A 25,423-nucleotide genomic window follows, 5' to 3' on the forward strand; every position below is an offset into this window, starting at 1 on the left:
TTTTATCGTAGCGTTCGGACAAAGAATAAGTATTTCAAAGGAATGAAATAGAAGAAGTTGATAAATGATCCTTTTAAAAGAGGAGAAATGTTTAGAAAGGAATGAGATGCCCCTGATAGGCTGTTTGAGCTGTTTATGGAATAAAATTCCACTAATAATTGAAGGTTAATCCACCTTAAATTTTTGTTCAGGCACCAACTTGGAACTATCAAATGATTAACAAACCAGCTCATAGCAGCCACCGTTAATTCGAAATTAATTTTTTTACTATACTTATTTTTAAGATGAAAGTATTTAACACAATGACCTTGAAAGCATTTGCTTTCGCTCTGCCAATTGTATTTTTATCAGCTTGTGCTACAGAGACTGATGAGCCTGATAAGCCACCTGTTCCACCCGTTGAGGAGTGTAATGTAAGTTCGCCGGAAACCTTTCTTTTAATGAAAGGTGACACTAAAATCCTTATGAATGAAGGGGCCGATTTAGGCGAATTTGACAAGCGTGTGCTTTTAGGCGAGAGTGGTGATTCGGAATTTTCTTTTTCTACTGAAGACGGCGCCTTTACTTTTGGAGCAATGGCAGATAAGGGAGAAGAGCTTTCTGGTGATCTTCAGGTAAAAGGAGAGGAATGTGGCGAAGATTGGGACGCTATCATGGTGAAAAATGAAGCAAGTAAAGTAGCGGCGGTAAACGTTCATGCAGATAAAAAGACGTATGATATTGAGGTAGTCGATCAAGTAACCTGTATTGACTTCAACTGGGATCATAAAGATGCTGCGGGTAACAAAAAAATTCTCTGGATGATTGGAGTGGTCAATACCACACCGGATGGCCCTCCTGAAAGCCCTTGGAGTAAAGGTGTTGCAATGACGCAATCAGAGGAAAATCCTGCGATTTGGGAAGCAGACATTTGGGCATATAACCCATGGTCGGAAACACCAAATGAACACCTGGAAGATTACAACTTCAAAGTAGTGTATAATGCTGAAGGCGTTTGGGGAGAAAGCGATGGGACTTATAATGTGGATTGGGGTAATGGTCCTGAGCCAGAGAGTGCAGAAGAAAAAGAGGAAATATATGCTACATATGCTGGAAAGTGGTATGTAAAGTCTTTTTCAATAGATGGTGAGGGCGCTAATGAAGTTATTGATTCCTGTACCAATGCCCCATTAGAGGAGAATGATGAAGGCGAAATGTTACCTAACACAGGTGGGTGCCGTGTGAAATACCCAGGCAGTGCTGAAAAGGGCTTGCATTTGACTTTCAATGTTGAAACGCAGTCATTTTCATTTGAGATGAATAAATAATTACAACATGAATAGAAAAGCTACCTATTAAGGTGGCTTTTTTTAAATTATATATGGAAGTTATATGATGATAAATATCAAATTTATATATGAAACTTTGATATAATAATTTTTCAACGACTCCCTATTTTTTCTATCTACTACAAATTCCATTATTGATATGAGATGCAATAATACTAAAAAACCGCGCCTGCGGTTTGGTTTATTTTTTTTGTGGGTGCTAATGGCAATGAGCGGTCAGCTTTTCGCTCAAAAGATGGTCAGCGGAACCGTAACAGAAAATGACGGTGCAACCTTACCCGGGGTGAATATCACGCTGAAATCCAAACCAACCATCGGAACGGTTACGGATATAAACGGTAAATTTTCTATTGCTGCCACACCTGATGAGGTCCTTGTTTTTTCTTTCATCGGCTACAATGCCCAGGAAGTAAAGGTTGGAAACCAATCGGTGATTGATGTGAACATGGCTCCGAATGTCAAAGAGCTGGAAACGGTAGTAGTTATAGGATATGGAGAGCAAAAAGAACGGGATATCACTGGGTCTATCGGTATGGTGAAGTCCGAACAACTGCAAAAAATTCCTACTGCTAATGCTGCACAAGCAATGCAGGGCCGTATGGCAGGGGTTCAGGTGAGTAATTCAACCACCCCAGGCGGTGGTATTAAAGTGCGCATTCGTGGGGTGGGAACCGTTTCGGGTAAATCAGACCCTTTATATGTCATTGATGGAGTATTGACGGATTCAATGTTGAATATCGACCCTAATGATATTGAATCATTAAATGTATTGAAGGATGCTGCATCGGCGGCCATTTATGGTAACCGCGGAGCCAATGGGGTGGTAATTATTACTACTAAAAGTGGCAAGAAAGGTGAGGCAAAGTTCAATTTCTCAGCTGAATACGGCATACAAACACCCATGAATATCTATGACGCAATGGATATTGATGAATACAAAGCCTATGCGGATGAGCTTTTTGTAAAAAACGGGACCATTAGACAAAATCGTTGGGTGAGAGATGAGAGCATTACCACCAACACCCGTTGGGCAGAGGAGGTTTTCAAGCCTGCGCCTATTTCAAGATACAATTTTTCAGCACAAGGCGGAGGCGAGAGCGGTAATTACCGCGTTTCAATGGGCTATACCGATCAGCAGGGCATGCAAATCAATACTGGTTATCAGCGGTATAATCTGAACGTTAAGTCGGATATGAAAAGAGGTCGATTTAGAATGGGAGAAACGGTCATGTTTAACCTGTCGAACCGGCAGCAGACCCCTGAGCAGGGAGATCCTTCATCTGTTTATCAAATAGCACCTCAGATTCCACTTTATGACCCTGCAAATGTATTGAGTCACGGTTATGGTGTTCCTGCGAACAATATTACCGGAGCGGTGAATACGGCCAATCCTGTATATACCATGACAATTAAAGAAAAAGAACAACAGTCAGTAGGTACCAGCCTGAGTTTGTGGGCAGAGGTTGAATTAATCGACGGACTGACATTCAAAACCAATTTGAACGGTACATTTTCCAGCAGTTTTCAGCAGACAAAAAACCCTCAGATGGATCAGGGTACGGCATTGTATGCTTCGGTAGCGTCCAGGTATTCAGAAAACTACTCCAAGTTTTTGGGGCTTTTTTGGGATAATTATTTGACTTATAAAAAGACCTTTGCAGACAAACATGATGTGGTAATTACCGCTGGTGGGGTTGTGCAAAACGAACAAACATCTTTCACCTTTGCAACAGCAGATGGTAACCGAGACGGACTGGAATCCATCGTTGGAGGGACGAAGCAAACTTATGGGGCAGACAAATTCACCAAAAGAATGTTATCCGGCTTTGCCAGATTTATTTATACCTACGATGCCAAATATACCCTTAATGGATCCATTCGTTTGGATGCCAGCTCACAGTTTAAGCCTGAGAACAGAGCGGGTGTGTTCAGGTCGCTATCGGCAGGGTGGACCATTTCAGAAGAAGCATTTTTGAAGGATAATGCCCTCATCAACAATTTGAAATTACGCCTTGGTTATGGTGAGGTAGGTCGTGATTTAAGTTTAACAGATCGTTTTGTGGCATCGATGTGGCCGAATATCAATTACCCATGGGCCGGTGGCGCTGATAATCCAAATACTACGGCACATATTGTAGCAGGCTTGCCTGCCGAAGACCTCCGCTGGGAGACCAGCGAACAGCTGAACCTGGGGATTGACGCCGGATTTTACGACAATAAACTCCGTTTTACGGGAGAAGTCTTTCAGAAAACCTCACGAGATATGATCCTTGAAGTTCAGCAAATGGCTGATATTGGAACAGGTACAGATGTGGATGGCGACTATATTGGAAATGGCTTGCGAAATGTTGGGTCAATTCAAAATCAAGGGATTGAGTTAGGGCTCAATTATGACAATTTCGAAGGGGAATTCACTTATTCTATCGGAGGTAACTTTACTTATGTTTCCAATAAGGCGACAGAATTGGTAGAGGTGGATGGCCGCTATACACCTGTTATGTCAGGGGATGGGTATCAGCGCCTTGAGGTCGATCAGAGCATGTGGTATTTTTATGGTTACACTACCAATGGTTTGTATGATGCTGATCAAGGCGATAATGATCTTGAGCCAACAGCGAAAGCGGGGGATGTTCGTTTTGTGGATGTTAGTGGTAATGGAGAGATATCTGATGATGACCGCGTGAATTTGGGGAGTTCCATCCCAAAATATTATTTTGGAATGAATTTCAGTGCCCAATATAAAGGGTTTGACCTTAGTGTTTTACTGGAGGGGAAAGCAGGCTATAAAGTGTTCAATCAAAACCTTTATAATTTTACATTAACCAATAAGAAAGAAAATAGATTGAAGGAGTTGGTGGGCAATACCTGGAGTGAAGAAAATCCAAATGCAGCCTATCCGAGTATTAACGCCTCTTCAGCATCTAACCGATTTTCAGATAGACATATACAGAACGGTACTTATCTGAATATTCAAAATATTCAGTTGGGTTATAATTTCAGTAACCTGATCCGGTCAAATACCATCACCCGATTGCGTACCTATGTCGCCATCTCAAACGCCTATATTTTTACCAATTATATTGGCTATAATCCTGATGTGTGGGATTCCGGATCTTCTTCCGGAGCCTCAATTGAGCAAGGATACAATGCCCGACCAACACCACGAGTTTATACCGCTGGAGTACAGATGAATTTTTAATGAACCGCAATAATTTAAGGAATATGAATAATCTAAAAATATATTTTTTAATGATATTTGCAGGGACATTGATTAGTTCCTGCGATGATTTTCTGGATGTAAAAAATACCACCTTAATCGATAAGGATACTTACTTCCAGACCGACCTTGACCTGATGCGGATGTTGTCCGCCAGTTATTCAAATATGGCTGATGTCCGTTTGTATGCCAATAATTATTGGCGTCAACGTGAATTGTTGACCAATGATGTTTTTACTATTGAAACAGAGGATGATCTTGCAGGAAATTATAATTTTAACTTCCGCGAGGACAGTAAAGAATTTCGTGGGATCTGGTCGTCCTTATACAAGGGAATTCGCCGGGCCAATACGGTGATTAAGGAAGTACCTACCACGATCACCAATCAGGCATTGGTGGATAGGGCAAAGGCAGAAGCAAAACTGCTCAGGGCCAACTATTATTTTACCCTGATCATGCAGTGGGATTATGTTCCATTCCGGGATGAAAATAATATGGATTTATTTGCTGTTCCTCAATTGGAAAGACAGGAAATTTTGGCTTATCTCCAGGCGGAGTTGGAAGAAATTATTGCAGAAAACGCTTTACCGAAAAGTTATAATGGTAAAGAAAATGAGGAACAAGGAAGGGTTACCATTTGGTTTGCAAAAGGGTTGTTGGCCAAATCACACCTATTTTTTGGTGAACCACAGAAAGCACAGCCTTTGTTTAAGGATATTATTGACAATGGTGGCTTTCAGTTGATGCAAAATACCGAAGATATAATGAATGTAAATAACCGTTTTAGTCCAGAAAATCTCTTTGAAGTGCTTTATGATCATAAAGTGGGTGGTGCCTTGTTTTGGTTTGATGACGGGCTACATTCTTCTGAAGGGACGCAGCGAAATGTATATTTGGAGTCCATGGTTCAGGATGGTAATGACCCAGACAAAATTGGAGGATATCAAAATCTTCGTCCAACCGAAGATTTGATTGAGACTTTTGAACCCAATGATTTCCGACTAAAAGCATTTATCCGCCAAAAAGGCGATACCTTATATTATCGAAACCCGAGAATTATTGGAGGGGAAGCGGGAGATTATGTGGTCTCTACAAGTGAAGACCCTGTAATCGCCAAAGGACTGACTTCCAAAGCAAATAACCCCAATGGTAATGACGAAAGCTTTCCTATCATGCGTTTGGCCGATATTTATCTGATGTATGCCGAATCCTTGATTGGCAGTAATGATGCTGAAGCAATGCAGTACATTGACATGGTCCGCGGCCGTGCTTTTTACAGCCCAATTGATCAAGAGGTGAAGCCTCACCAAAGTACTCAGCAATTGGTGGACGGTGGCAAATCCTTGATGCAGGTGCTAAAAGATGAACGACGTAAGGAGTTGTGTTTCGAGGGACACCGCTATAATGATTTACGCCGGTGGGGAGATTTAAATACCATTGTTTCTAAAATTGACGGAGAACCGCGGTTTATTGAAGGCAGGGCTTTTTATCCTGTTCCACAACAGGAAATAGATAAAAGTGGTGGGGTGTTGGTTCAATCCCCAAATTATAAGTAAATTGATCACTTTAATAAAAGCCCCATTTCTATGTTTGGGGCTTTTTTATTCAAAAAAGACAAGATGCAACCGATCATTAAAATCTTTATTTTTAGCCTTTTCTTTGGCTATTCCAGGCCTGTGTTTCCTGCCAAGCTGAATTTGAAAACCAGCATTCCCTTAACCGCCCATGATTGTAAACACCTTCAGCAGCTTCTGAAAAATGATGAAGAAGCCAAGCGGTTTTTTGATTCAATAATTTCGCAGGCCAATACTCGACTCCAGGAAGATGCTGTACCTCTGGTGATCATCAACTATGAGGGTTTGATCAGTAGCAATCCCGAGCGTATCCAGACGATTAAGCAGTTGAAACAAATGGAAAGCATACAGCAACTCACTTATGCATATGCGGCCACTGGCAAATCAAATTATGCGAAAAAAGCCCTTAGTTTATCGTTGGCTTGGGTTCAGGCGTATGTGCCAACAGGTAACCCTATCAATGAAAATAAATTGACGCCCATGCTGACGGCTTTACCTCTTCTGGTGAATTTTGCTAACAAAAATCAGCAGGACATCATCAAAAAATGGCTGGTGAAGTTAACTGATACAAGTATCAAGGCAGGCTTTCAAGGGGAAAGAGGCAATTGGAGAAGTAAAAGGATAAAAATTGTGGCTTTAAGCAATCAACTCCTCGCGGATCAGCAATACCAGCAGTTTGTTGCCGATGGAGTAGAAGATTACATCAACCGTAATTTCTTTGGCGACAGTACCACTATTGATCTACGCCACCGAGACGCCCTGAGCTATCATTGTGGTGGTCTCAAACCGATTCTTTCAACGCTTTTGGCAATGGGGAAAAAAGGACAAGGCTATTATTCGTGGGAGAATCAAGAGGGTGGTACAATCCAAAAGTCAGTAGAATTGCTGATTCCGTATATGAAAAAAGAGAAGGTGTACCCGCAATGGGTAAACTCTCAGGTGGCTTTTGACCGTGAACGTTGGGAGTCGGGAGATGATTTTTATCGGCCAGGGCGGCCGTGGAATCCTGAAGGTGGGGTGGAAGTGATGAAACTGGCGCAATTTTTTGACCATCAACTCAACCAATATGTGAAGATGTATGACTCTTCCGGCAAAAAATACAGCTGTATCGAATCAGTTTTACTGGCAGTAATGAAACCAACTCAAGGGTATTAAGCAGCAAAATCTTCATGCGAAGATTGTCAATACACGATGCGATTAGTGTATTGATTGACCGACCACAAGCTTAGTAGGGTCTTGTGATCGGTATCATCAATTTTATTTTTGCGGGTGAAAAGAGTCGTCACCAGTTCTCTATTTTATACATTAAGTTTATACATCAAGGCGCAGTAAAAATAGGAAGAATACATTTCGCGGCCATACGTATAATGGGTCCGAAAAATGATGACAGTAGGCTACCATTTAAGGTAATCATATTTCTCTCCTAAAGCCATAGCCTCCTGCGCCTTCACCACACTGTCTGAACAAGTTGGCTCACTCAGGGAGGAAGCGGCAGCCCCTACGCCCAATTGGAGACATTTTTCTATCGAAAAACCTTCATGCAAACCAAACAGCACTCCGGCAGCGAAAGCATCGCCTGCCCCTGAAGCACCTTTGATCAATTCTTTTGGATACTGAATCCGACCTTGTATAACCCGCTTTCCATCTTTGGTTAGCGCTATTGCACCATCTGAGGCATGTAGGAAGACGACCTCCTTCACTCCACTTTCGATCAATGCTTCAGCAGCAGTAAAAAGTGAATCCACCTGTGCTGGGTCGGCATCGATTCCGGTGATCTTGCTGGCCTCATATTCATTGACAAACAGATAGTCAATAAAAGGAAGGGATGGTTTGACCACCTGCTGAAAGCGATCAGAATTTTCACTGACAATATCTACTGCCGTTTTTATTCCTTTTTGCTGAACAGCATCAAGGATTCTGGAAGCCCCCGTTTTTCCCTTCGAATCAATCTGATCTAATTTATCCAGCAACAACAAATAGCCCAAATGGAAAATTTTACAGTCCAATCGATCTACTGGAAAGTGTTCACGATCCAAAACGGCATTTGCCCCACGGTAATGAAAGAATGTCCTACGACCGGTTGCCTTCGAGGTCATCACATCGGTGAAAGATGTACCAGTTTCAGTAACGGTTTTCAGGTATTGGCCATCAATAGCATGTCGCGCACAGTCCTCTAAAATAAACTGACCCGCATCATCATTGCCAATAGTGCCAATAGCCTGTAATGGAAATTCAGCCCCCAAATGATAGAGGTCTTTTAGAATATTATAAGGCGACCCACCGTTCGCCGCAGTTTCATATAAAATATTGGCCAGGCCATCCTGCGGCGGAAAGTCGTCGATTACCTTGGTCTTATCAACGATCCAATTACCTGCGGCCGTGATTCCACTTTTTGCCATATCAATGATCGCTTAGGAGTGAAACCAATGGTTGCTCATCTTCTTCGATTTCCGAATATCGACCGATATCTGGGTTGGTGAAAAAGTTGTCGTTCACATCATCATTGGCTGTCGAAACCTCTCCAATGATACATTCGGCAGTCGTGGGCCAGAATTTATGGTATAAACCAGGGGTAAGGGTTACCCTTTCTCCCGCCTTTAATTCAACAATATCTCCTGACCTGATTTTTTGATATTCACCTGTGATTTTTACCTCAATTTCACTGGTGTTTTTACCTGGAACTCCTTTCCAAATCTCGATGGCCATTACACCTGTTCGAACGATGATGTCTTCTTTTTTTTGAGCATGGCAATGCATTGGCGTTACCTGATTTTGTTGCGCATACATCAGCTTTTCACAATATTCTTCTTCCTCCGCCAAATTCACCAACACCAAACCGCAATCCTGAAAATCTCCCAAACCAAAATCAGTAACATCCCATTGGGCATTATGCGGCAACACCCAACCATTGGATTCAAAAAATGTCGTAGCGCTTTTAATTGCGTTATTAATTGTCGAACGTTTCATAAAAATTATGCTTTATTGGTTGACATAAAAATATCCATTTGTTCACCTACTACCTTCGTAATTCCCCCCTTAATTTCATTCAGCATCAATGGATAGTCATTGTATTTTGTTCCTGTCTTTTGGAGCGAAGAGGCGGTGGTTTCAAGTGCCACTTGAGACATTCCCGTAAAGAAATTAATCTTGCTGATACCCATACCGATCGCTCGCTGGAAATCTGGTGTACTGATGCCAGAGCCTCCATGAAGTACCAACGGTATCTTAACCAGCTCCCTGATTTGTCCTAATCGGGCAAAATCCAAATTAGGCGCTCCTTTGTATTTTCCGTGTACGTTCCCAATACCTACCGCCAAAGCATCAATGCCTGTTTGTTCCACATATTGAGCTGCCAAATCCGGATTGGTAAACAAATCAGGGTTGGCCTCTCCGATAAGCCCTCCTCCTTCTTCACCTCCAATAGCCCCAAGTTCTCCCTCTACGGATACACCAACGGCATGGCAGATTTCCACTACCTTCTGTGTTTGTCGGATGTTTTCTTCAAAACTTAAATGACTGCCATCAAACATCACGGAGGTAAATCCATTTCGAACAGCTCGCATAATGGCCTCAAAAGTTAATCCATGATCCAGGTTAAGGGCAAATGGGATCTTTGATTTTTCACATACCGCTTTTATCGCCGGTACAATATGTTCGACTGTTACAAAGGGAAAATGCACCTCTGCAATATTCAAGATCACAGGGGATTGCTTTTCTTCAGCGGCATTAACAATCGCTTCTAAAAAATCTAAATTTACCACATTAAATGCGCCCACTGCATATTGCCTTTGATAGGCATCTTGTACTATTTCACGCAAACTTACTAAAGCCATAGCTGATGTTATTTAAAAAATGATGATAGGATAAATATAGGAATGACAACTTGTGTACACAAGTTAGTTTGGTATTTTTGTATAAACTTTTAACCTTTGAGGTAAGCACCAATAACCATTGGGAAAGAATACCTGAGCAACATATTATGAAGACACCCATTTATAAAGACTTATATATAAAGCTAAAGCAACGAATTGAAACGGAAGATTATGCGGCAGGGGATTTGTTGCCATCTGAGAATCAGCTCTGCAGTGATTTCAGCACTACAAGAGCGACCGTTCGTAAAGCACTGACGAGCCTTGAACATGACGGCTTGATCAAGAAACAACACGGCAAAGGGAGTATTGTGCAGGCGGTGAAAAAAGGGATTGGGATTCTTTCTTTGGAGGGAACAAGCTCAAGTTTTGCTCCGGAGGAAATGTATACCAAACTTATAGAGCGCCCTGCATTGAAACAATGGCCTACCAATTTTTGGTTTCCATTAAGCGAACAAGAGGTTACTGCTGGTTGTATCCGGTTCGAGCGAATCAGGGAAATAAAAGGTAAACCCTTGTTGCTGGAAGTTACCTATCTGCCGAATATTTATTTGGAGGGATTCATGGATATCGATCTCGAAAATCAATCGCTTTTTAAGATTTTACTTGAACAATATACCATTAAACCCATGAATGGAGATCAAAAAATATGGGCAATTACCGCAAGTGAATCTTTGGCCAATAAGTTGAAAATCAAGGAAGGCAGTGCAACCCTGCATTTAAAGCGTAAAATTGAGACCAACAAAATAGGCTTTAATATTTATTCCTCTATATACTGTCTAACAAATGATTATTTCTTGCAGGGAAGGTTTTAGTTACTTTGCGATGAGGTTGCTGTTGAGATCATTGACAATTTCGTGAGATTTTGTTAGTTCCAAATGATTTATGGCCTTATCCTGATGATTTTTGATCCTTCGGGCAGCATTTATAGGTTTGTTTTGTAATATCATTAATCGTAAATGATTCATTTGAAGTAATGGTGGAAAATACATAGTCATTATTTGGACTATTTTGTATTCTACTTTAATGCAGACTTTTGGGGGAAAGCTGCATATTTTGAATAAGTCAGGATATATACAGGCTTACTATAAAACACAACTTTAATATAGGTTGTGTTTTTTTTATTGCCATATATTTACCGATAGTAGATTTGACTATGGCTTTTGATAAATAAATTTAACAACCAGTAGCTCCTAAATGGGGCTCATCGCTCTGCGCCTCCTGCATGAAGGTAGATGGAATTTTTTGTGACAATAAATTCAGGCATAGCACGACCCTGAGCATCATTCAGGATTACCTTAGGGACAATTATTCACTTTATCCTGTGAAAAATCCACATCTTTCCAACCCTTCTTATACACATTTGTAGGGAACATTTTTTAATTAATCAATATTGCGATGAGAAATTGTAGGTTTACAGTTTTTGCCATTCTATTTTTTTTAATAGGGACTTTCAGTAAGTCCATGGCACAAAAAGTTATGTACGTTACTCCTGTTACCCAAAACATCTTAATGGTGCATTTAAGTGAGGGGGAGGTCCTTTATGATCGAGAAACCAAAAATAACTTTGATCTCGACAAAACGGCATTAAACATTGAGCTTGCCGACCTTGCCACCTCTTATACCATTAGCAGCTCTGATGATGGTAATTTCAATAATTTACAACCCATTGAAGTTGGGCGAAAGGCCAAAGCAGACCACTTTACTTATACAGGAATGGAATGGGCCGGAGGAGCTTTTGACCCACGAACAGAACCCTGGATCACCGAGCACTGGGTATATTTGAAATTTGATCAGACATTTGAAGAAGGAAAAACTTATACCCTGAACCTTTCGGCACTCGAAAACATTGATGCTCCCGAGCAAACATTCACTTTCAACACCCATCAACTGCGTTCTGAATCGGTACACGTAAACACCCTTGGTTACCGACCTGATGAGCAAAAATTTGCCTATATCTACCACTGGGCAGGTACCCTGGGCGGAATCGATTTGACCGATTATGACGGTAAGAAATTTGAGGTAGTGAATACACAGGACGGTGCTGTTGCCTATGAAGGAACCCTGAGTTTCAGAAAGAGCAAGGACAATCCAGAAACCGCTCAGCAACAGGACACCCCAAACCAAAACTTTTTGGGGGCTGAGGTCTATGATGCCGACTTTTCGGGTCTGAGTTCTCCAGGTGAATATGTGGTATCAGTCGAAGGCATGGGTTGTTCATTCCCTTTCAAAATCGGTGATGACCCTGTGTTGGCCGCTTATCGAGCAACGATGCGTGCGCTGTACCACCAGCGTTCAGGTATCCGAATTGAAGAAGCATACGACATTAACGGAGATGGTATCAAAACACCTTATGTCCGACCAGCTACCCAAAACCCAATGGTTCAAGGAGAAGGAGGAATCAGTTTCAAAGATAAAATTTTATATTCCAAAGTTCCTTTTGCCAAATGGACAAGTCAGGATGGTGGTGATGCCCGTGATGAAGTTATCGCCAAAGCCAAGGGCAATGTGTTGAATGTCGCAGGTTGGTATCATGACGCAGGTGACTGGGACGGCTATTATTCGCATCAGCGCGTACCGATGTTGTTGATGGCGACTTATGAACATTTACCTCAGATGTTTGGTGATGATGAAATGGATTTGCCTGAAAGCGGCAATGGTATTCCTGATATTGTTGATGAGGCCTCATGGTTGATTAAATTCAACTACCGCTTAAGAAAAGAAACCACAGCACAGGGCTATTCTGATGGCGGTCTTGGTGGTGCGCGTGTAGCTCCCGATCCTTTTACCCACCGTGAAGGTGCAGGTAATCCTGAAGATGAAGGAAAGCCTTCATGGCAAGATGAGCGCTTTTATGCGGTTACGGAAGCAGATGCCTTCATGACCTATATATATGCAGGTGAAGCAGCACAGCTGGCGATGATTTTGAAAAAATTAGGTCGCGATCCTCAAAAATTCCCTATTGAGATGTTGGATAATGTGGACTTTGACCAAATGAGTCGCGATGATGTGGATTTGATCAAAGAGGCAGAAGAAAGCTGGGACTGGGCTCATGCTGCTAAAAATCAGCCCGAAGGAAAGAACCCAGAGCTGTCCGATTTATATACCTACCGCACTTATGCAGCGGTGAATTTGTTCCGCTTGACAGGCAAAGCCAAATATCACGCCGAGGCCATCGAAGGATTAAATCGTATGAAAGGCGCAACGATTTTGTCAGAAGACCAACGATGGGCAGTATATTCCTATTTGTTGGCAGATAATTTTAATGTCGACGAGCAATTGAAAACTGCTCTGGAAGGAACAATGAGATCAACCGCCAACAACCTTGGGGCAGTATCTGCTGAGCGTCGCGCTTGTCGTTGGGGTGGATTATTCGATTTTCCTATGTTGGTTGGGCAAGGAACAACACCGTGGGTATTTGAAAATATCATTGCTTACGGATATACAGGAGATAAATCCTATTTGGATGTGGTCGATAACACTACCAGTTATTTCCTGGGTACGAATCCAAGCCACACTACCTGGATGACTGGCGTGGGACCTCGTCCAATGACCAAAGCATTCAACCTGGACGGTCGTAGAATTACCGATAACTGGGGCGTTTACCCTGGTTGGATTCCTTACGGACCATGGACTTATATGGATAAGGACAGAGCAGGAGTAGATGGTCAAAAGTGGACCATGAACGATGGAATCGAGCGTCAAGGCGGACAGGGCCCATGGTCTTCGCATTGGTTTAATTTTTCATTGACACCAATCGTTGATAACTGGCCTGGACACGAGCGAAAGGTGAACAATGTATTTACTCCTTTAAGTTCGGAGAATACACTTCACCAAAATACAGTCTATGCCGCGATTGCTTATGGCGTAGCCAATGGTCGCCAATTTAGTAATGCAACCGCCGCTCAGAAAGTAGGAAACATTACGCTAACGAATACCGATCACACTTTTGAGTATTTCAATGAGACCGCTGTTGTAGGCGTAGAAATTGACAATAAAAAGGCAACCATCGCAGCGCTGAAATGGGAAAGTTCAAACCCTGAAGTGATGGCCGTGGATCAATTTGGTCGCCTTGCAGCAGTCGGAAATGGTACCGCGACCATTACCTGTAAGACATTGGATGGCTCAGTTGCTTCTACTTTTGACGTAGAAAACATCGATCTGAAAGAGCGCCCAGTATCAAGTATCCGAATTGATTTCGATGAAGACCAACTGGAAGTTTTGGAAGGTGCCCGCCGCAAGTTTTATGTAGAGATTCTTCCTGAAGATGCAACGGATAAAACTTGGCACTGGGAGTCGGAAGATGAAACCATAGTAGGTGTTGATGGCGAATTTATTGTCGCTTTGAAAGAAGGGACAACTACCGTGCATGCCGTTTCTAACAATAACGAAGAAGCCACAGCCGCATTATCGGTAAAGGTTAATGCCGCTGCCTACACGGTAGTGGCGGATTTTGACGAATACATTCCCGTTTATGATGAAGGCCCACAAAATGAAGCCGTAGAGATCTTCACCACCAATGCAGCCGTGGATGTAGCCGCAGAAAACCCCCTGAAAGAGGGTTTGAATACATCGGACAAAGTATTGAAGGTTACCAAGGCCGATGGTGAGTGGAAATTATTTGGATTTTCATCACCTAACTACGAGCCATTTTCAATGTGTGAACACAATGAACTGACCTTCCTGTATTATGGAGAGGATTTAACAGATGTCCTTTATTCCATGGAAACCTTTTCAGGGAATAAAATTGAAGAAAGAATTACCGTCGAACCTGCTACCACATGGACGAGGGTTAGTCTCCCTGTCCCAGCGAATGGGTTGATGAAATCCTTTGTGATCTTCACCAATCCCGAAGATGCAGCTGGAGGTTATGACATGTATTTTGATGATTTTAAATTCAGACAGGACCCCAATGCCGTATGTGAGGAGGAAAATGACACCCGCGTCGTACTTGATTTTGAAAACATCAAACTCGACTGGGTAAGTGGGTATGGTTCTTTTGGTTGGAATGATCCACAGGATACGCTTGATAATGGTAAACCGAATTTTAACTATAACATCATTGACAACGATTCTACTGAAGCCAACCCATCCAAAAAGGTTTTTGAGTTCAATCGCACAGGGAATAACGCAGGCGCAGGTTTCGGTATTCAGGTGAAAAATGCATATGATTTAGGCCGAGCAGCAAAAGTAACCATGAAAGTCAAAACGACTGAATACATGGAGCGTTGCCTGTTAAAAATTGTGGAATATGGTACGGTAGAAGGACAAGAAGAGGAACAGGAATTACGAAGCCTCGAGGGTACGGTCGATACACCGAACGTCAGACCAAACGAATGGATCACCATCGAATTTCCCATTGCAGCCATGACCTTCGCAGGGGATGACAGCAAATCGTTGACAAAGGTGAAGCAATTCATCATCATGCCCGATGTAGGCAATAATTCGAGAATGGACATCTTGGTGGATGATATCGCTTTTGCAGGAGTAAAGGCGGAATCGATTTCCATCGAAGGAGAGAAAGAGATCGAATTGACGCTCGGTGACAGCACGGCAATTTTCGCAAGAGTGCTGCCCGTAGTGGTGGAAGACCCGACTGCCGTTTGGACAAGTTCAGACGAAGAAGTGGCTGTTATTGATGAAAATGGCATGCTTAAAGCCATTGGACTGGGAACAGCTCAAATCATTGCCGCTGCAAATATGGACAAGCAATTGACAGATACCCTGACGGTGACTGTGGTTGAACCTGAACCAGAAGTCCCAACGGATGTGGATGGAAAGTATTCGGTTTCAATTTACCCAAATCCAACCAATGGGAGCCTGACGATCAAAACGCAGAAAGTCTTTACAGGCATTCGGGTGAACAGCATCAGTGGGCAGTTGGTCTTGAACCAAACGATGAATGGACATGTACAAAAGCAAATTGACCTATCGGCGATGCCATCGGGAATATATTTATTGACGATCATTCATTCCGATGGATCCTCACAGGTTCATCGATTCGTGAAACAATAATTAATACGATAAGCATAAAAAGTTCGGAGACCCAGCATTTTGTTGGGTCTTTTTTTGTGAATGGATAATTATGTGAAAACCACTAAACTTGGATATTCCCTGCACTCAGAAGTATCATTTAACCGAGAATACTTAGTTGGTCCTCATGATCCCTCTAAATTTTATTTATTCGTGGTATGTGCTTTTTTTCCAAATTTATATCCAACAGCGACCGTATATGCTTGAAAGCTCCCATTGGATTTAATGTCATAATTTGTTATTGAATTATCAGAATTAATATTATCGTATTGAATATAGATGTTCTGTTTTAACCCAAAGAATGACCGTATATTAAATCCAAGCGAAAAGTTACTGAAAATTTCATATTCCATTCCCAAACCTATTTCAACCAACCCAAAAGTTCTTTTCGGCTTATTTCCAATGGATTTATATTCATTATCAGACAAAAACATAAAACTGCTTTGAGAATGACCAATCAAAATAGAGCTCCCTGTAAATAGCGAAAGATAGAATCTTTCTGATAAAATATTTTTCTTGTAAACTAAACGGATTGGAATCTGAATTCTATCAACTCCTAAAATTAAGTTAGTGGTGTCTGGTGAATTTGAATAGAAATCTGCTCCGTAATATTTGCTATAAACACCTGTTTCCACGTGTATGTTATAAATCAATTCATATGATAGGTTGACCCCATATATAGCGTGATTATTATTTAAAATTTGAACATTGTTTTGAGGGTTAATTAATTCATAATCTGTATGCGCTATTCCAACTTCATATTTTACTTGCATTTTTTTCTGAGCCAATGCTTCCGTAAATGTCTGAAATATAAGTAACAATGATATAATAATTATTCGATTCATAATTCTTAGCATTACTAACAATGTTTAGTATATGAATGTCGCACGTCAATAGACGGTTATGCTTTCATTCACAACGTTTAAATTAACCTCCGCGGGTCAGTCCAACACTAAAACTACTATTCATCCTGATTTTTACAAATTTACACGCTTATATTTTGCATTTAACCATGAAAAAGATAGAAAAAATGATCGACTAATTCATTAAGTGGGAAACCTGTGTTGTCTGATTTTTGGCTTTTAATTTTTGTAAATTAGACTTAGAAGAAAGGAAATTTTCTCTAAACTTGCCACAAAATAAATTGTATCAACTCATAGATTCTTGCACTCTTGAGTGTTATTTCAATCATAATATTCGATGGGGTTGCAGATCTATCACCTTCCTATTTAATAGAAAGTCTCTACATCAAAATGCCTCTTCCCCTTACAAATGTCCTCCTTTTAGGTAGGTTCATGCACAAAATACCATGGAAAATGTAAGACATTGTCTTAAACATTTTTTAGCCATGAAGTTGAAGTATTTTTTATTCGTCTTAATATTTGGCCTGACGATCGGATCAGTCCGTGCTCAACAGTTATTTTTCACCAAAGACAGGATTGATAAAATCGAAAAACTCGTCGGGCAGGATGAACTTTATCAACAGTTTCATCAACATTTGATCCATACCGCAGATCAATTGTGTAACCTCCCTGTACCCGAAAAAAAGATGACTGGCCGACGGTTGCTCAATACCTGTAGTACCTTCGAAAAATACATTTTTCACCTCAGCTATGCCTATCAATTTACCCATCAACAAAAGTATGCCGATAAGATCGTTGAGCTGTTGGATGAGGCATTGAGCTATGAAAGCTGGAATCCCAAGCACTACCTTGATGTGGCAGAAATGGCATTGGGGGTGAGTATCGGAATCAATACCTTAGAAGAACATCCAAAGCACAAAACTTGGGTGGATCAGCTATATCGCTTGGCCATTGTTCCCTCGATGGAGGAGCGTCCCTATGTCAAAGGTACCAACAACTGGAATGCGGTATGCCATGCGGGCATTACCTCATCCGCTTTGGTATGCCAAGAACAATACCCTAAAGAGGCTTCTTTTTTGATTCATCGTGCCGAAAAGGAAATTAAAAATGGCCTTCAGAGCTATGACATCAGTGGCAACTTCCCCGAAGGGCCAAGCTACTGGATTTATGGTACCTCCTTTAATCTTATCCTTTACGATTTACTCAAGGTCAATCATTTAGATTATTCCACTTTTGAACAATACGCAGGATTTTGGAAAAGTGGGGATTACTACCGCTGGTCGATTGGCAGTGATAACACCTATTATAATTATTTTGACTGCAAAGGAACAACACGACTTTCTCCCGCCATGGCGATGCTCTCTCAAATCAACGGGAGACCCGACTTCCTGACCGCTGAAAGAGCCATGATGAAATCATTCATGGAGAACTACGGTGAGCAACAGGTCAAATCATCCAAGGATCGGCTTGCACCCCTGTTTTTGCTATGGTTGGTGGGCAACGGCTCCTCGGCAGAAGTAGGGAATGACCAAACTTATTTTGTGGGTGGGGGAGAAAACCCCGTGGTCTTTTGGCATCATCAGCAAGATGGTAAAGCTGTATTTTTGGGGATCAAAGGAGGGAAGGGAAACCTCAGTCATGGGCACCTCGATGCGGGAAGTTTTATTTATGAGAAAGACGGCATTCGTTGGTTTGAGGACCTCGGACGGGAGAATTATACCCACATCGAGAGCTTTGGAAAGTATGTATGGACTTATGACAGTAAAGCTCCCCGATGGGAATTTTTCCGCCATCACAACCTTGGTCATAATACCATTTCTGTAGATCAAAAGGCCTTCAATCCCGATGGTTTTGTTGCCCTCGATGTCAATCAAATCAGCAACGAAACGGTTGAAGTAAGTGCTGATCTTTCCCCACTTTATACGCAGGAACAGGCAATCAAAAGGAACTGGTTTTGTGATGGTGAAAAGCTGAAAATGACCGATCAGTTTTCATCATCTTTAGGCAAGGAACTGAATTGGAGATTCTTCACAAAAGCCAAAGTAGTCGTTGCAAAAAATGGTAAAAAAGCCACCCTTCAACGCAATGGAAAATCCCTGACCATAAAATTAAAAGGCGTAAAAGACGCTCGATTTAATACGCTGGTGATGAACCCCCACTTCACCGAAATGGATAGCCCGAACAAGGAAATCAGTATGTTGAGTATAGACTTAAATGCCAAAGAAGCAGGCACATTAACTTTTATCATTGAATAATTTTTGGAGATTGATGAGAACTTTATTTTTAAATATTTTATTGACCCTTGCCTTGGCTGTATCGGCCTTTGCACAACCAGAAAAAGTCAATTTCAATGCCGATTGGCTATTCCATAAGGGCAGTCTGAAAGATGCTCCTTTGAAGCATGACTTTGACGACAATCAATGGGAAAAAGTAGACCTACCTCATACTTACAATGATCAGGACATCATTGATGATCCGATAGGATATTATCGAGGCGAAGCATGGTATCGCAAAAAATTTGAGGTACCAACGGATTGGCGACACAAAAAAGTAAGTCTGAACTTTGAAGGTGTAGCCATTAAATGTGAGATTTATGTTAATGATCGCTATGTTGGCGAACATTTGGGCGGTTATACTGCCTTCTACAAAGACATCGAAGGGCTATTGAATTTTGGGGAAGAAAACCAATTGGCCATCAAAACGGATAATTCTGAAAACCTGCAATTTACTACCCCACCTGTGGCTGGTGACTTCAGCATGTTCGGTGGCATTCACCGAAACGTCTTTTTGGTTACTAAAAACAAACTCTATTTTGATCATAACTTTTATGGCGCATCGGGGGTGTTTTTTCAGAACACAGGACTGAAAAACAACAAAGCGCAATTCAACATCAGCACCCACTACCGTCAGGAATTACCCTTTGATCGTCAGGTGATTTTTCGTCATCAGATATTGAACAAAAATCAGAAAGTCATCTGGAAAACTGCGGTTACCAAACGCACTCATTCAGGTGATATTTCCCATTGGGAAACCGACAGCAAGGTGAATAATATTCAACCTTGGTCAATTGACAACCCTTATTTATACACCTTGAAAAGTCAGATTATCGATGCTAAAGACAATAAGGTAATCGATGAGATTGAACAGAAAATCGGCTTTAGAACTGTAAGCATCAGTCAGCAAAAAGGGGTACTTTTGAATAACAAGCCGATCAAACTGCAAGGGGTGGCAAGGCATCAGCAATACCATCATCAGGGCAGCGCCTTAACCGATGATCAACACCAAAAAGATATGGTATTGGCGAAAGATTTGGGCTCGAATTTCGTCCGTATTTCCCACTATCCACATTCGCCCGAGATTTACAAAGCCTGTGATTCACTCGGCATGGTGAGTTGGAGCGAGATACCTTGTGTGAACTGGGTGCCTTTCGGTCAGCCCTTTTTGGACAACAGCCGAACGATGATGCGCGAGATGATTTATCAAAACTATAACCATCCTTCGGTCATCATCTGGGGTTATCATAACGAGATCTGGCAGGCACACGAAGAGGCGGTTTTGCACGCCAAAGCCATGGAACAAATTTCAAAGCAGACTGATCCGTCGCGTTTAACGGCCATGGCTTTTCAGGGCACTTTCCTAAAAAATTATGTAGGAGAATTGGGCGAAGAAATATTCAACGTTTCTGATATCAATGGCTTTAATGTCTATCAGGGATGGTATCAAGATACTTATAAAACCATCGATCATTATGTGGACAGCCTGAAAACCTACTCCCCGAAAAAGTGCATCATGCTCTCAGAATTTGGAGCGGGTGCTGATCCCCGTATTTGGAGCGCAAAACCAAGCATTCATGATTTCAGTAATCGCTATCAGGTGGATTTCCTCAAGCCCTATCTTGCCACCCTCCACGACAGCCCGTGGATGGTCGGATATAGCATCTGGATTTTGAATGATTTTGAACGTGACAGTCGTAAGGATGCCGTGCCGAATGTTAATAACAAAGGCTTAATCTCAACGGATCGTCAACCCAAAGATGCCTATTATTTTGTACAGGCAAATTGGTCGAAAAAGCCCATGGTTTATATCGAAGGCGCACCAATGGACACCGTGGTGGCCGTTACCGAGGGTAATACTTTCACAGTAAAATTACATGTTTACGGTAATGGCAACAAAGTAAAATTACGCCACAATAAACAATTCTTTTATGAACTTGAACTGAAGCAAAGGGAGGTTGAATTTGATATTGATCTACAAAAGGGATGGAATAAAATTGAAGCTATTGATGAGCGAAACAACTGCCGATACGAAAGGAAGATCTTCCTGAAAAGGGTCAAAAGCAATTCGCAGGGAATCGAGATACCGAAAGAGGGATTGGCTATTAATATCGGACAAACAGACCGATACTTTAATGGCAACGAACGATGGTTACCTGCATCGGTATTTAATGAAAATCCCAACTTTAAAGTATTAGGCGGAAATATTTACCACCAAGCCTACAAAGACAAACCTGCATTACGCCTACGCGAAGGTATTTCTGAAAACGTCTTCAACAGTACCGACGACCCGATGTATCAAACGTTCCGCTGGGGAATTGAAGCGCTCAATTTAAAGCTCAAATCAGGTAAATATAAATTGACCTTTTATTGGGCATATCCATTCAAAGCCCAAAAAAATCGACCACTTTCGCAGGCCGAAATCGCATGGGGCGAGCAGGACGGATCAGTTGCTACTACCGAGGATATTTTTAATCTTCGCATTAATGGTAGTGTCGATTTATCGAAACTGAATGTCAGAAAAGAAGCCGGTAATTTGAAGGCACTGGAAAAAGAAGTGATTTGTCAGACGGATAAAAATGGCCAAATTGGCATTCAGTTGGAAGCACTCAGCGGACAAGCCTTTTTGAATGGGATTAAGATTACGCCCGTGGAATAATATGCAGGTAATGTAGAGGACTGCTGCGCAACTATGTCTTCTAAATTTATCTCAGAAGATTATTTCTTGAACTGTATTGATGCGCCTATGTGTGTATCCAAACCTCCAATTTTTTATTCGGACAGACACTTGGGGGCAGCCCACAATGACATTAAGTGGAGAGCGTTATCCTGTAGAGACGTTATTTTTAACGTCTAATTCAATGGTGATTTTATGGGTTCCCTTTTAGATTTATTCAAATTGTTACGTGAGTCGTTAAGAGTAATACCTCTACGAGCATTTCAAATTTAGACCTGAGCCACCCCGGAATCCTTAACTTAATGACATTGGGTCAGCCCATACAGGGACCTAATAATATTTCGTGGTAAACATCAGCTTATGGTTACGTGAGAGCGCCTGATTGATGATGAGAGAAATAAAAAATCATGGGCAAAAAAATATCGATATCATACTTTTAACATATCTGTGGGGGATATTTGGCAGTGAAAACATAAAACACTTAACCTCAGTAATTTCTATCGCCTACAGAATTTTCATGGGTGATAAATTGAACATTCTTACCAATAGAAAAGGTTTTTATCCACCCTTTCTATTTCAATAATAGCTTCTTTGCAGCGGCATTAATTGTAACTAATTTTTTTGAGAAGGTGAAGAAGCTATATTTTTTGCTGTTTTTGATAGGTACCTCGTGCACATCAAAACAGGCCACTAACCCACAGGTAAATGTCAATATTGACCTGAATACAACCATTGGTCAAAACCACCAATTCTGGAAAGCATTGGGGTATGATTTTTTGTTTAAAATTGTCAATGAACCCGAAGGGCAATACTTCCTGGACAGGGCACAACAAAAGCAATCGGTAAAGTATTACCGGGCACATTATACCTTCTCGAATACGTCGATGGTCGATGAACGCGCCGGTGGAAAAGTGGGCGGACAGGTGGTTCGTACAGACAAAAACGGTAAACGATATTACGATTTTTCCATTGTTAATCAAACCTTCAGAGAGTATGTCAAAAGAGGGATGAAACCTATCGTTGAATGCGATTTTTACCCGGACGGCTTTGCTTCTGAAGGACAGCGAAAGATGAACGATGAGGAATTCGAGGCGATGGTCGGAGCGCCAGCAGATTGGAATGCTTGGGAAGATTTACTGAATGCCTTCATGAAAAACTTGGTCGATGAATTCGGCAAAGAGGAAATAAAAAGTTGGTATTTTGAGGTGTGGAATGAGCCAGACGGTTGGAAAGGACAGGACCAAAAAGACTTTTTCAAAATGTATGATTTGTTCGCTTATACGGTCAAAAAATATGATAATGATTTCAAAGTCGGCGGACCTGCCTGTTACCATTTGGGATTCTTGGAGCAATTCGTCGAGCATGTGGTTCATGGCAAAAACTATATCACCAAAAAAACCGGTTCTCCGGTAGATTTCTTATCCTACCACATCTATGCACTGTCGGGCTACTGGTTGAAGCCTTCTCCGGATATTTACCCACAGGTATCCAAATTTTCTGCCGATATGCTTTGGCTGCAACGTTTGATGTATCAATATCCTTCGCTGAAAGGGGTAGAATTCCATTTGAATGAGTGGGGTTTGTCATCGCATGGTGATAGTAAATTTGTCGATGAATATCCTCAGTTGGAGTACAGAAACTCAGAAGTTTCAGCCTTATTCATGGTGAAGTTGGTGGACTGTCTATATGCGATTGAAGATAATCATGGCTTAAAAACGAGCCTGTTGGGATATTGGGGAAGTTGGTTCAATGCCAAAACAGGACCTATTTTCCGTGGTTCACGAGACCTGATGACCCGTGGAAATGTACCAAAACCAATTTTGTCTGCTTACGAATTGCTGGCTAAACTTAAAGACAATCGAGTGAAGGTTAAAAACCTAAAAGCGGGTAACCGCTACGGCTGTATGGCCACTAAAGATGATAGCGGTGTGGCCTTGATGGCTTATAACTTCAATGAAACCGATGATGACTTTAGTAAAGTAGCTGATTTCGACTTTGCGCTTGAAAATGGAGCATCGACACTGAAAGGCAAAAAAGTTAAAGTGATTCGTTTGGATCGCAAGCATAATAACACTTACCGCAAATGGTTGGAATTAGGCGCTAAGCCTGTTTCTGATGAATTGGTAACTAAACTTAAAGAGGTCGGAGAATTGAAAGAGGTCGAGCAAGCAGATTTGACTTTTGATGGGCAAAATGCTCATGTAAAAGTAAGCATCCCTCGACATGGCATGGCTTTAATCTTGATCGAATAAGCATATGAAAAAGGTTAGTTTAGTATTTATTTTTTTGATGATCTTTTCAGCAGGTTTTGCACAAATAAAACCTGCTAAAGATCAACCTTATCTTGTAGATCATCAGGGCAAACCGTTCTTTTGGCTCGGCGACACTGCTTGGGAATTGATCCACCGACTGGATAAAAAAGAGATTGAAGCCTACTTTAAGAAACGTTCTGCTCAAGGATATAATGTCATTCAGACCGTCGCTTTGGCCGAGCTTAACGGCCTGACGGTCCCTAACCGAAATGGGGAGCTCCCACTGATTGATCAAGATCCGGCAAAACCCAATGAGGCCTACTTTAAGTGGGTCGATTGGGTCGTTCAGTGTGCGCAGCGTCACGACCTTCAAATTGCACTTTTGCCTACTTGGGGCGATAAAATTAAATTGGTTTGGGGGCCGGGGCCAGTCGTTTTCAATCCTGAAAATGCCTATGCTTATGGCAAATTCATTGGAGAGCGATACAAGGACCAGCCTAATATTATTTATGTATTGGGAGGTGATCGAAATATGGAAACACCCGAAGAGTTGGCTACCGTCAATGCGATGGCTAAAGGAATTCAGGAGCACGATAACGGCCAACACATGATGACCTATCACCCACGCGGGGGATATGCCGCTTCGATGATCGTCAAAGACGCCAAATGGCTGGATTTGGACATGCTCCAAACGGGCCACTGGCGAAAAAGATACCCGACCGATAGCCTGATTGCTGAGGTCAGACAACCCAATCGTCCACTATTGGACGGCGAACCTTGCTACGAGGATCACCCGATTCAGTGGAAACCAGAAATTGGCTTTTTCCATGCTTTGGACATTCGTCAGTCGGCTTACCGTTCGGTATTTGCAGGCGCATGTGGACATACCTATGGGCACCATGGTATTTGGCAAATGTGGCAAAAAGGCCGTGAATCGATATCGTCTGTTGAAGTAGATTGGAAGCACGGGCTCAAAGCAAAAGGAGGAGGGCAGATGAAGTACCTCAAAAAGCTGATGGAACAAACACATTGGTATGAGCTCAAACCTGACCATTTAATGACTGCTTCCGGTGATAGTCTTCAAACCTTAGGATCTGATCAATACCTTTTAATTTATCAGGAACAAGCAAAGGATTTTTCTGCAAATATAGAGGCTAAACCTTCGAGCATCAGCATCTTTGATCCTGAAACGGGCAACAGCAAGCGACTTCAAAATCATTTACAGTCTAATCATATTAAAGTCAATTTCCCTAAGAAATACTTGAATAGAGATGCGGTGATTGTTATCAATTTGGATACTAACAGTTTATAGTCAAAAATATGGCTTTTATCGTAGG

At 41.7% G+C, this 25,423-nt stretch carries 14 protein-coding genes; 10 read left to right on the forward strand and 4 right to left on the reverse strand.

Annotated features, from left to right (window positions below; translation table 11 throughout):
* The first annotated feature begins 284 nt into the window (after positions 1–284).
* The 4 genes from AABK40_RS17755 to AABK40_RS17770 all read left to right on the forward strand — a co-directional run bounded on the left by AABK40_RS17755 (position 285) and on the right by AABK40_RS17770 (position 7,274).
* Positions 285–1,307 (forward strand): hypothetical protein, encoded by a 1,023-nt coding sequence (locus tag AABK40_RS17755; protein ID WP_338398819.1) that lies wholly within the window; start codon positions 285–287, stop codon positions 1,305–1,307.
* A gap of 229 nt (positions 1,308–1,536) precedes the next feature.
* The gene (locus tag AABK40_RS17760; protein WP_332921735.1) at positions 1,537–4,527 is read left to right on the forward strand and encodes a SusC/RagA family TonB-linked outer membrane protein; all 2,991 of its coding nucleotides are present in this window, start codon (positions 1,537–1,539) and stop codon (positions 4,525–4,527) included.
* Positions 4,528–4,550: 23 nt separating this feature from the next.
* Positions 4,551–6,101 (forward strand): RagB/SusD family nutrient uptake outer membrane protein, encoded by a 1,551-nt coding sequence (locus AABK40_RS17765; protein ID WP_338398820.1) that lies wholly within the window; start codon positions 4,551–4,553, stop codon positions 6,099–6,101.
* A gap of 63 nt (positions 6,102–6,164) precedes the next feature.
* On the forward strand, positions 6,165–7,274 hold the full coding sequence (locus tag AABK40_RS17770; RefSeq protein ID WP_338398821.1) for an alginate lyase family protein: 1,110 nt from the start codon (positions 6,165–6,167) through the stop codon (positions 7,272–7,274).
* Between the two features lie 239 nt (positions 7,275–7,513).
* Here the strand turns inward: AABK40_RS17770 and AABK40_RS17775 are convergent, their stop codons facing one another.
* From AABK40_RS17775 to AABK40_RS17785, 3 genes are read right to left on the reverse strand one after another with little or no spacing between them, the layout of a single operon-like run.
* On the reverse strand, positions 7,514–8,518 hold the full coding sequence (locus AABK40_RS17775) for a carbohydrate kinase family protein (RefSeq protein ID WP_338398822.1): 1,005 nt from the start codon (positions 8,516–8,518) through the stop codon (positions 7,514–7,516).
* A 1-nt stretch (position 8,519) separates the two neighbouring features.
* Positions 8,520–9,086 (reverse strand): D-lyxose/D-mannose family sugar isomerase, encoded by a 567-nt coding sequence (locus tag AABK40_RS17780; protein WP_332921739.1) that lies wholly within the window; start codon positions 9,084–9,086, stop codon positions 8,520–8,522.
* 5 nt (positions 9,087–9,091) lie between these two features.
* On the reverse strand, positions 9,092–9,952 hold the full coding sequence (locus AABK40_RS17785) for a ketose 1,6-bisphosphate aldolase (protein WP_338398823.1): 861 nt from the start codon (positions 9,950–9,952) through the stop codon (positions 9,092–9,094).
* Positions 9,953–10,098: 146 nt separating this feature from the next.
* Here AABK40_RS17785 and AABK40_RS17790 point away from each other — a divergent pair, with 146 nt between their 5' ends.
* Positions 10,099–10,803, forward strand: a complete 705-nt coding sequence (locus tag AABK40_RS17790) for a GntR family transcriptional regulator (RefSeq protein ID WP_338398824.1) — start codon at positions 10,099–10,101, stop codon at positions 10,801–10,803.
* Between the two features lie 649 nt (positions 10,804–11,452).
* Entirely contained in the window at positions 11,453–16,003 is a 4,551-nt protein-coding gene (locus AABK40_RS17795; protein ID WP_338398825.1) for an Ig-like domain-containing protein, read from the forward strand.
* Positions 16,004–16,164: 161 nt separating this feature from the next.
* Here AABK40_RS17795 and AABK40_RS17800 read toward each other — a convergent pair whose 3' ends face one another.
* Entirely contained in the window at positions 16,165–16,866 is a 702-nt protein-coding gene (locus tag AABK40_RS17800; RefSeq protein WP_338398826.1) for a hypothetical protein, read from the reverse strand.
* 503 nt (positions 16,867–17,369) lie between these two features.
* Here AABK40_RS17800 and AABK40_RS17805 point away from each other — a divergent pair.
* From AABK40_RS17805 to AABK40_RS17820, 4 genes are all read left to right on the forward strand, one after another.
* The gene (locus tag AABK40_RS17805) at positions 17,370–19,139 is read left to right on the forward strand and encodes a heparinase II/III domain-containing protein (protein ID WP_338398827.1); all 1,770 of its coding nucleotides are present in this window, start codon (positions 17,370–17,372) and stop codon (positions 19,137–19,139) included.
* A gap of 13 nt (positions 19,140–19,152) precedes the next feature.
* Positions 19,153–21,816 (forward strand): glycoside hydrolase family 2 TIM barrel-domain containing protein, encoded by a 2,664-nt coding sequence (locus AABK40_RS17810; RefSeq protein ID WP_338398828.1) that lies wholly within the window; start codon positions 19,153–19,155, stop codon positions 21,814–21,816.
* 647 nt (positions 21,817–22,463) lie between these two features.
* Positions 22,464–24,086 carry a GH39 family glycosyl hydrolase gene (locus AABK40_RS17815; RefSeq protein ID WP_338398829.1) on the forward strand — a complete coding sequence of 541 codons (1,623 nt, stop codon included), beginning with the start codon at positions 22,464–22,466 and terminating at the stop codon, positions 24,084–24,086.
* Positions 24,087–24,090: 4 nt separating this feature from the next.
* A complete protein-coding gene (locus AABK40_RS17820) occupies positions 24,091–25,398 on the forward strand; it encodes a glycoside hydrolase family 140 protein (protein WP_338398830.1) in 1,308 nt (435 codons plus the stop codon).
* Positions 25,399–25,423: the final 25 nt, after the last annotated feature.

The organism is Persicobacter psychrovividus (genome assembly GCF_036492425.1).
In the GTDB taxonomy this organism is placed as follows: domain Bacteria; phylum Bacteroidota; class Bacteroidia; order Cytophagales; family Cyclobacteriaceae; genus Persicobacter; species Persicobacter psychrovividus.

Coding starts and splice junctions, on each gene's coding strand:
- AABK40_RS17755 (WP_338398819.1), top strand. CDS start 285: ATGAAAGTATTTAACACAATGACCTTGAAAGCATTTGCTTTCGCTCTG.
- AABK40_RS17760 (WP_332921735.1), top strand. CDS start 1,537: ATGAGCGGTCAGCTTTTCGCTCAAAAGATGGTCAGCGGAACCGTAACA.
- AABK40_RS17765 (WP_338398820.1), top strand. CDS start 4,551: ATGAATAATCTAAAAATATATTTTTTAATGATATTTGCAGGGACATTG.
- AABK40_RS17770 (WP_338398821.1), top strand. CDS start 6,165: ATGCAACCGATCATTAAAATCTTTATTTTTAGCCTTTTCTTTGGCTAT.
- AABK40_RS17775 (WP_338398822.1), bottom strand. CDS start 8,518: ATGGCAAAAAGTGGAATCACGGCCGCAGGTAATTGGATCGTTGATAAG.
- AABK40_RS17780 (WP_332921739.1), bottom strand. CDS start 9,086: ATGAAACGTTCGACAATTAATAACGCAATTAAAAGCGCTACGACATTT.
- AABK40_RS17785 (WP_338398823.1), bottom strand. CDS start 9,952: ATGGCTTTAGTAAGTTTGCGTGAAATAGTACAAGATGCCTATCAAAGG.
- AABK40_RS17790 (WP_338398824.1), top strand. CDS start 10,099: ATGAAGACACCCATTTATAAAGACTTATATATAAAGCTAAAGCAACGA.
- AABK40_RS17795 (WP_338398825.1), top strand. CDS start 11,453: ATGGCACAAAAAGTTATGTACGTTACTCCTGTTACCCAAAACATCTTA.
- AABK40_RS17800 (WP_338398826.1), bottom strand. CDS start 16,866: ATGAATCGAATAATTATTATATCATTGTTACTTATATTTCAGACATTT.
- AABK40_RS17805 (WP_338398827.1), top strand. CDS start 17,370: ATGAAGTTGAAGTATTTTTTATTCGTCTTAATATTTGGCCTGACGATC.
- AABK40_RS17810 (WP_338398828.1), top strand. CDS start 19,153: ATGAGAACTTTATTTTTAAATATTTTATTGACCCTTGCCTTGGCTGTA.
- AABK40_RS17820 (WP_338398830.1), top strand. CDS start 24,091: ATGAAAAAGGTTAGTTTAGTATTTATTTTTTTGATGATCTTTTCAGCA.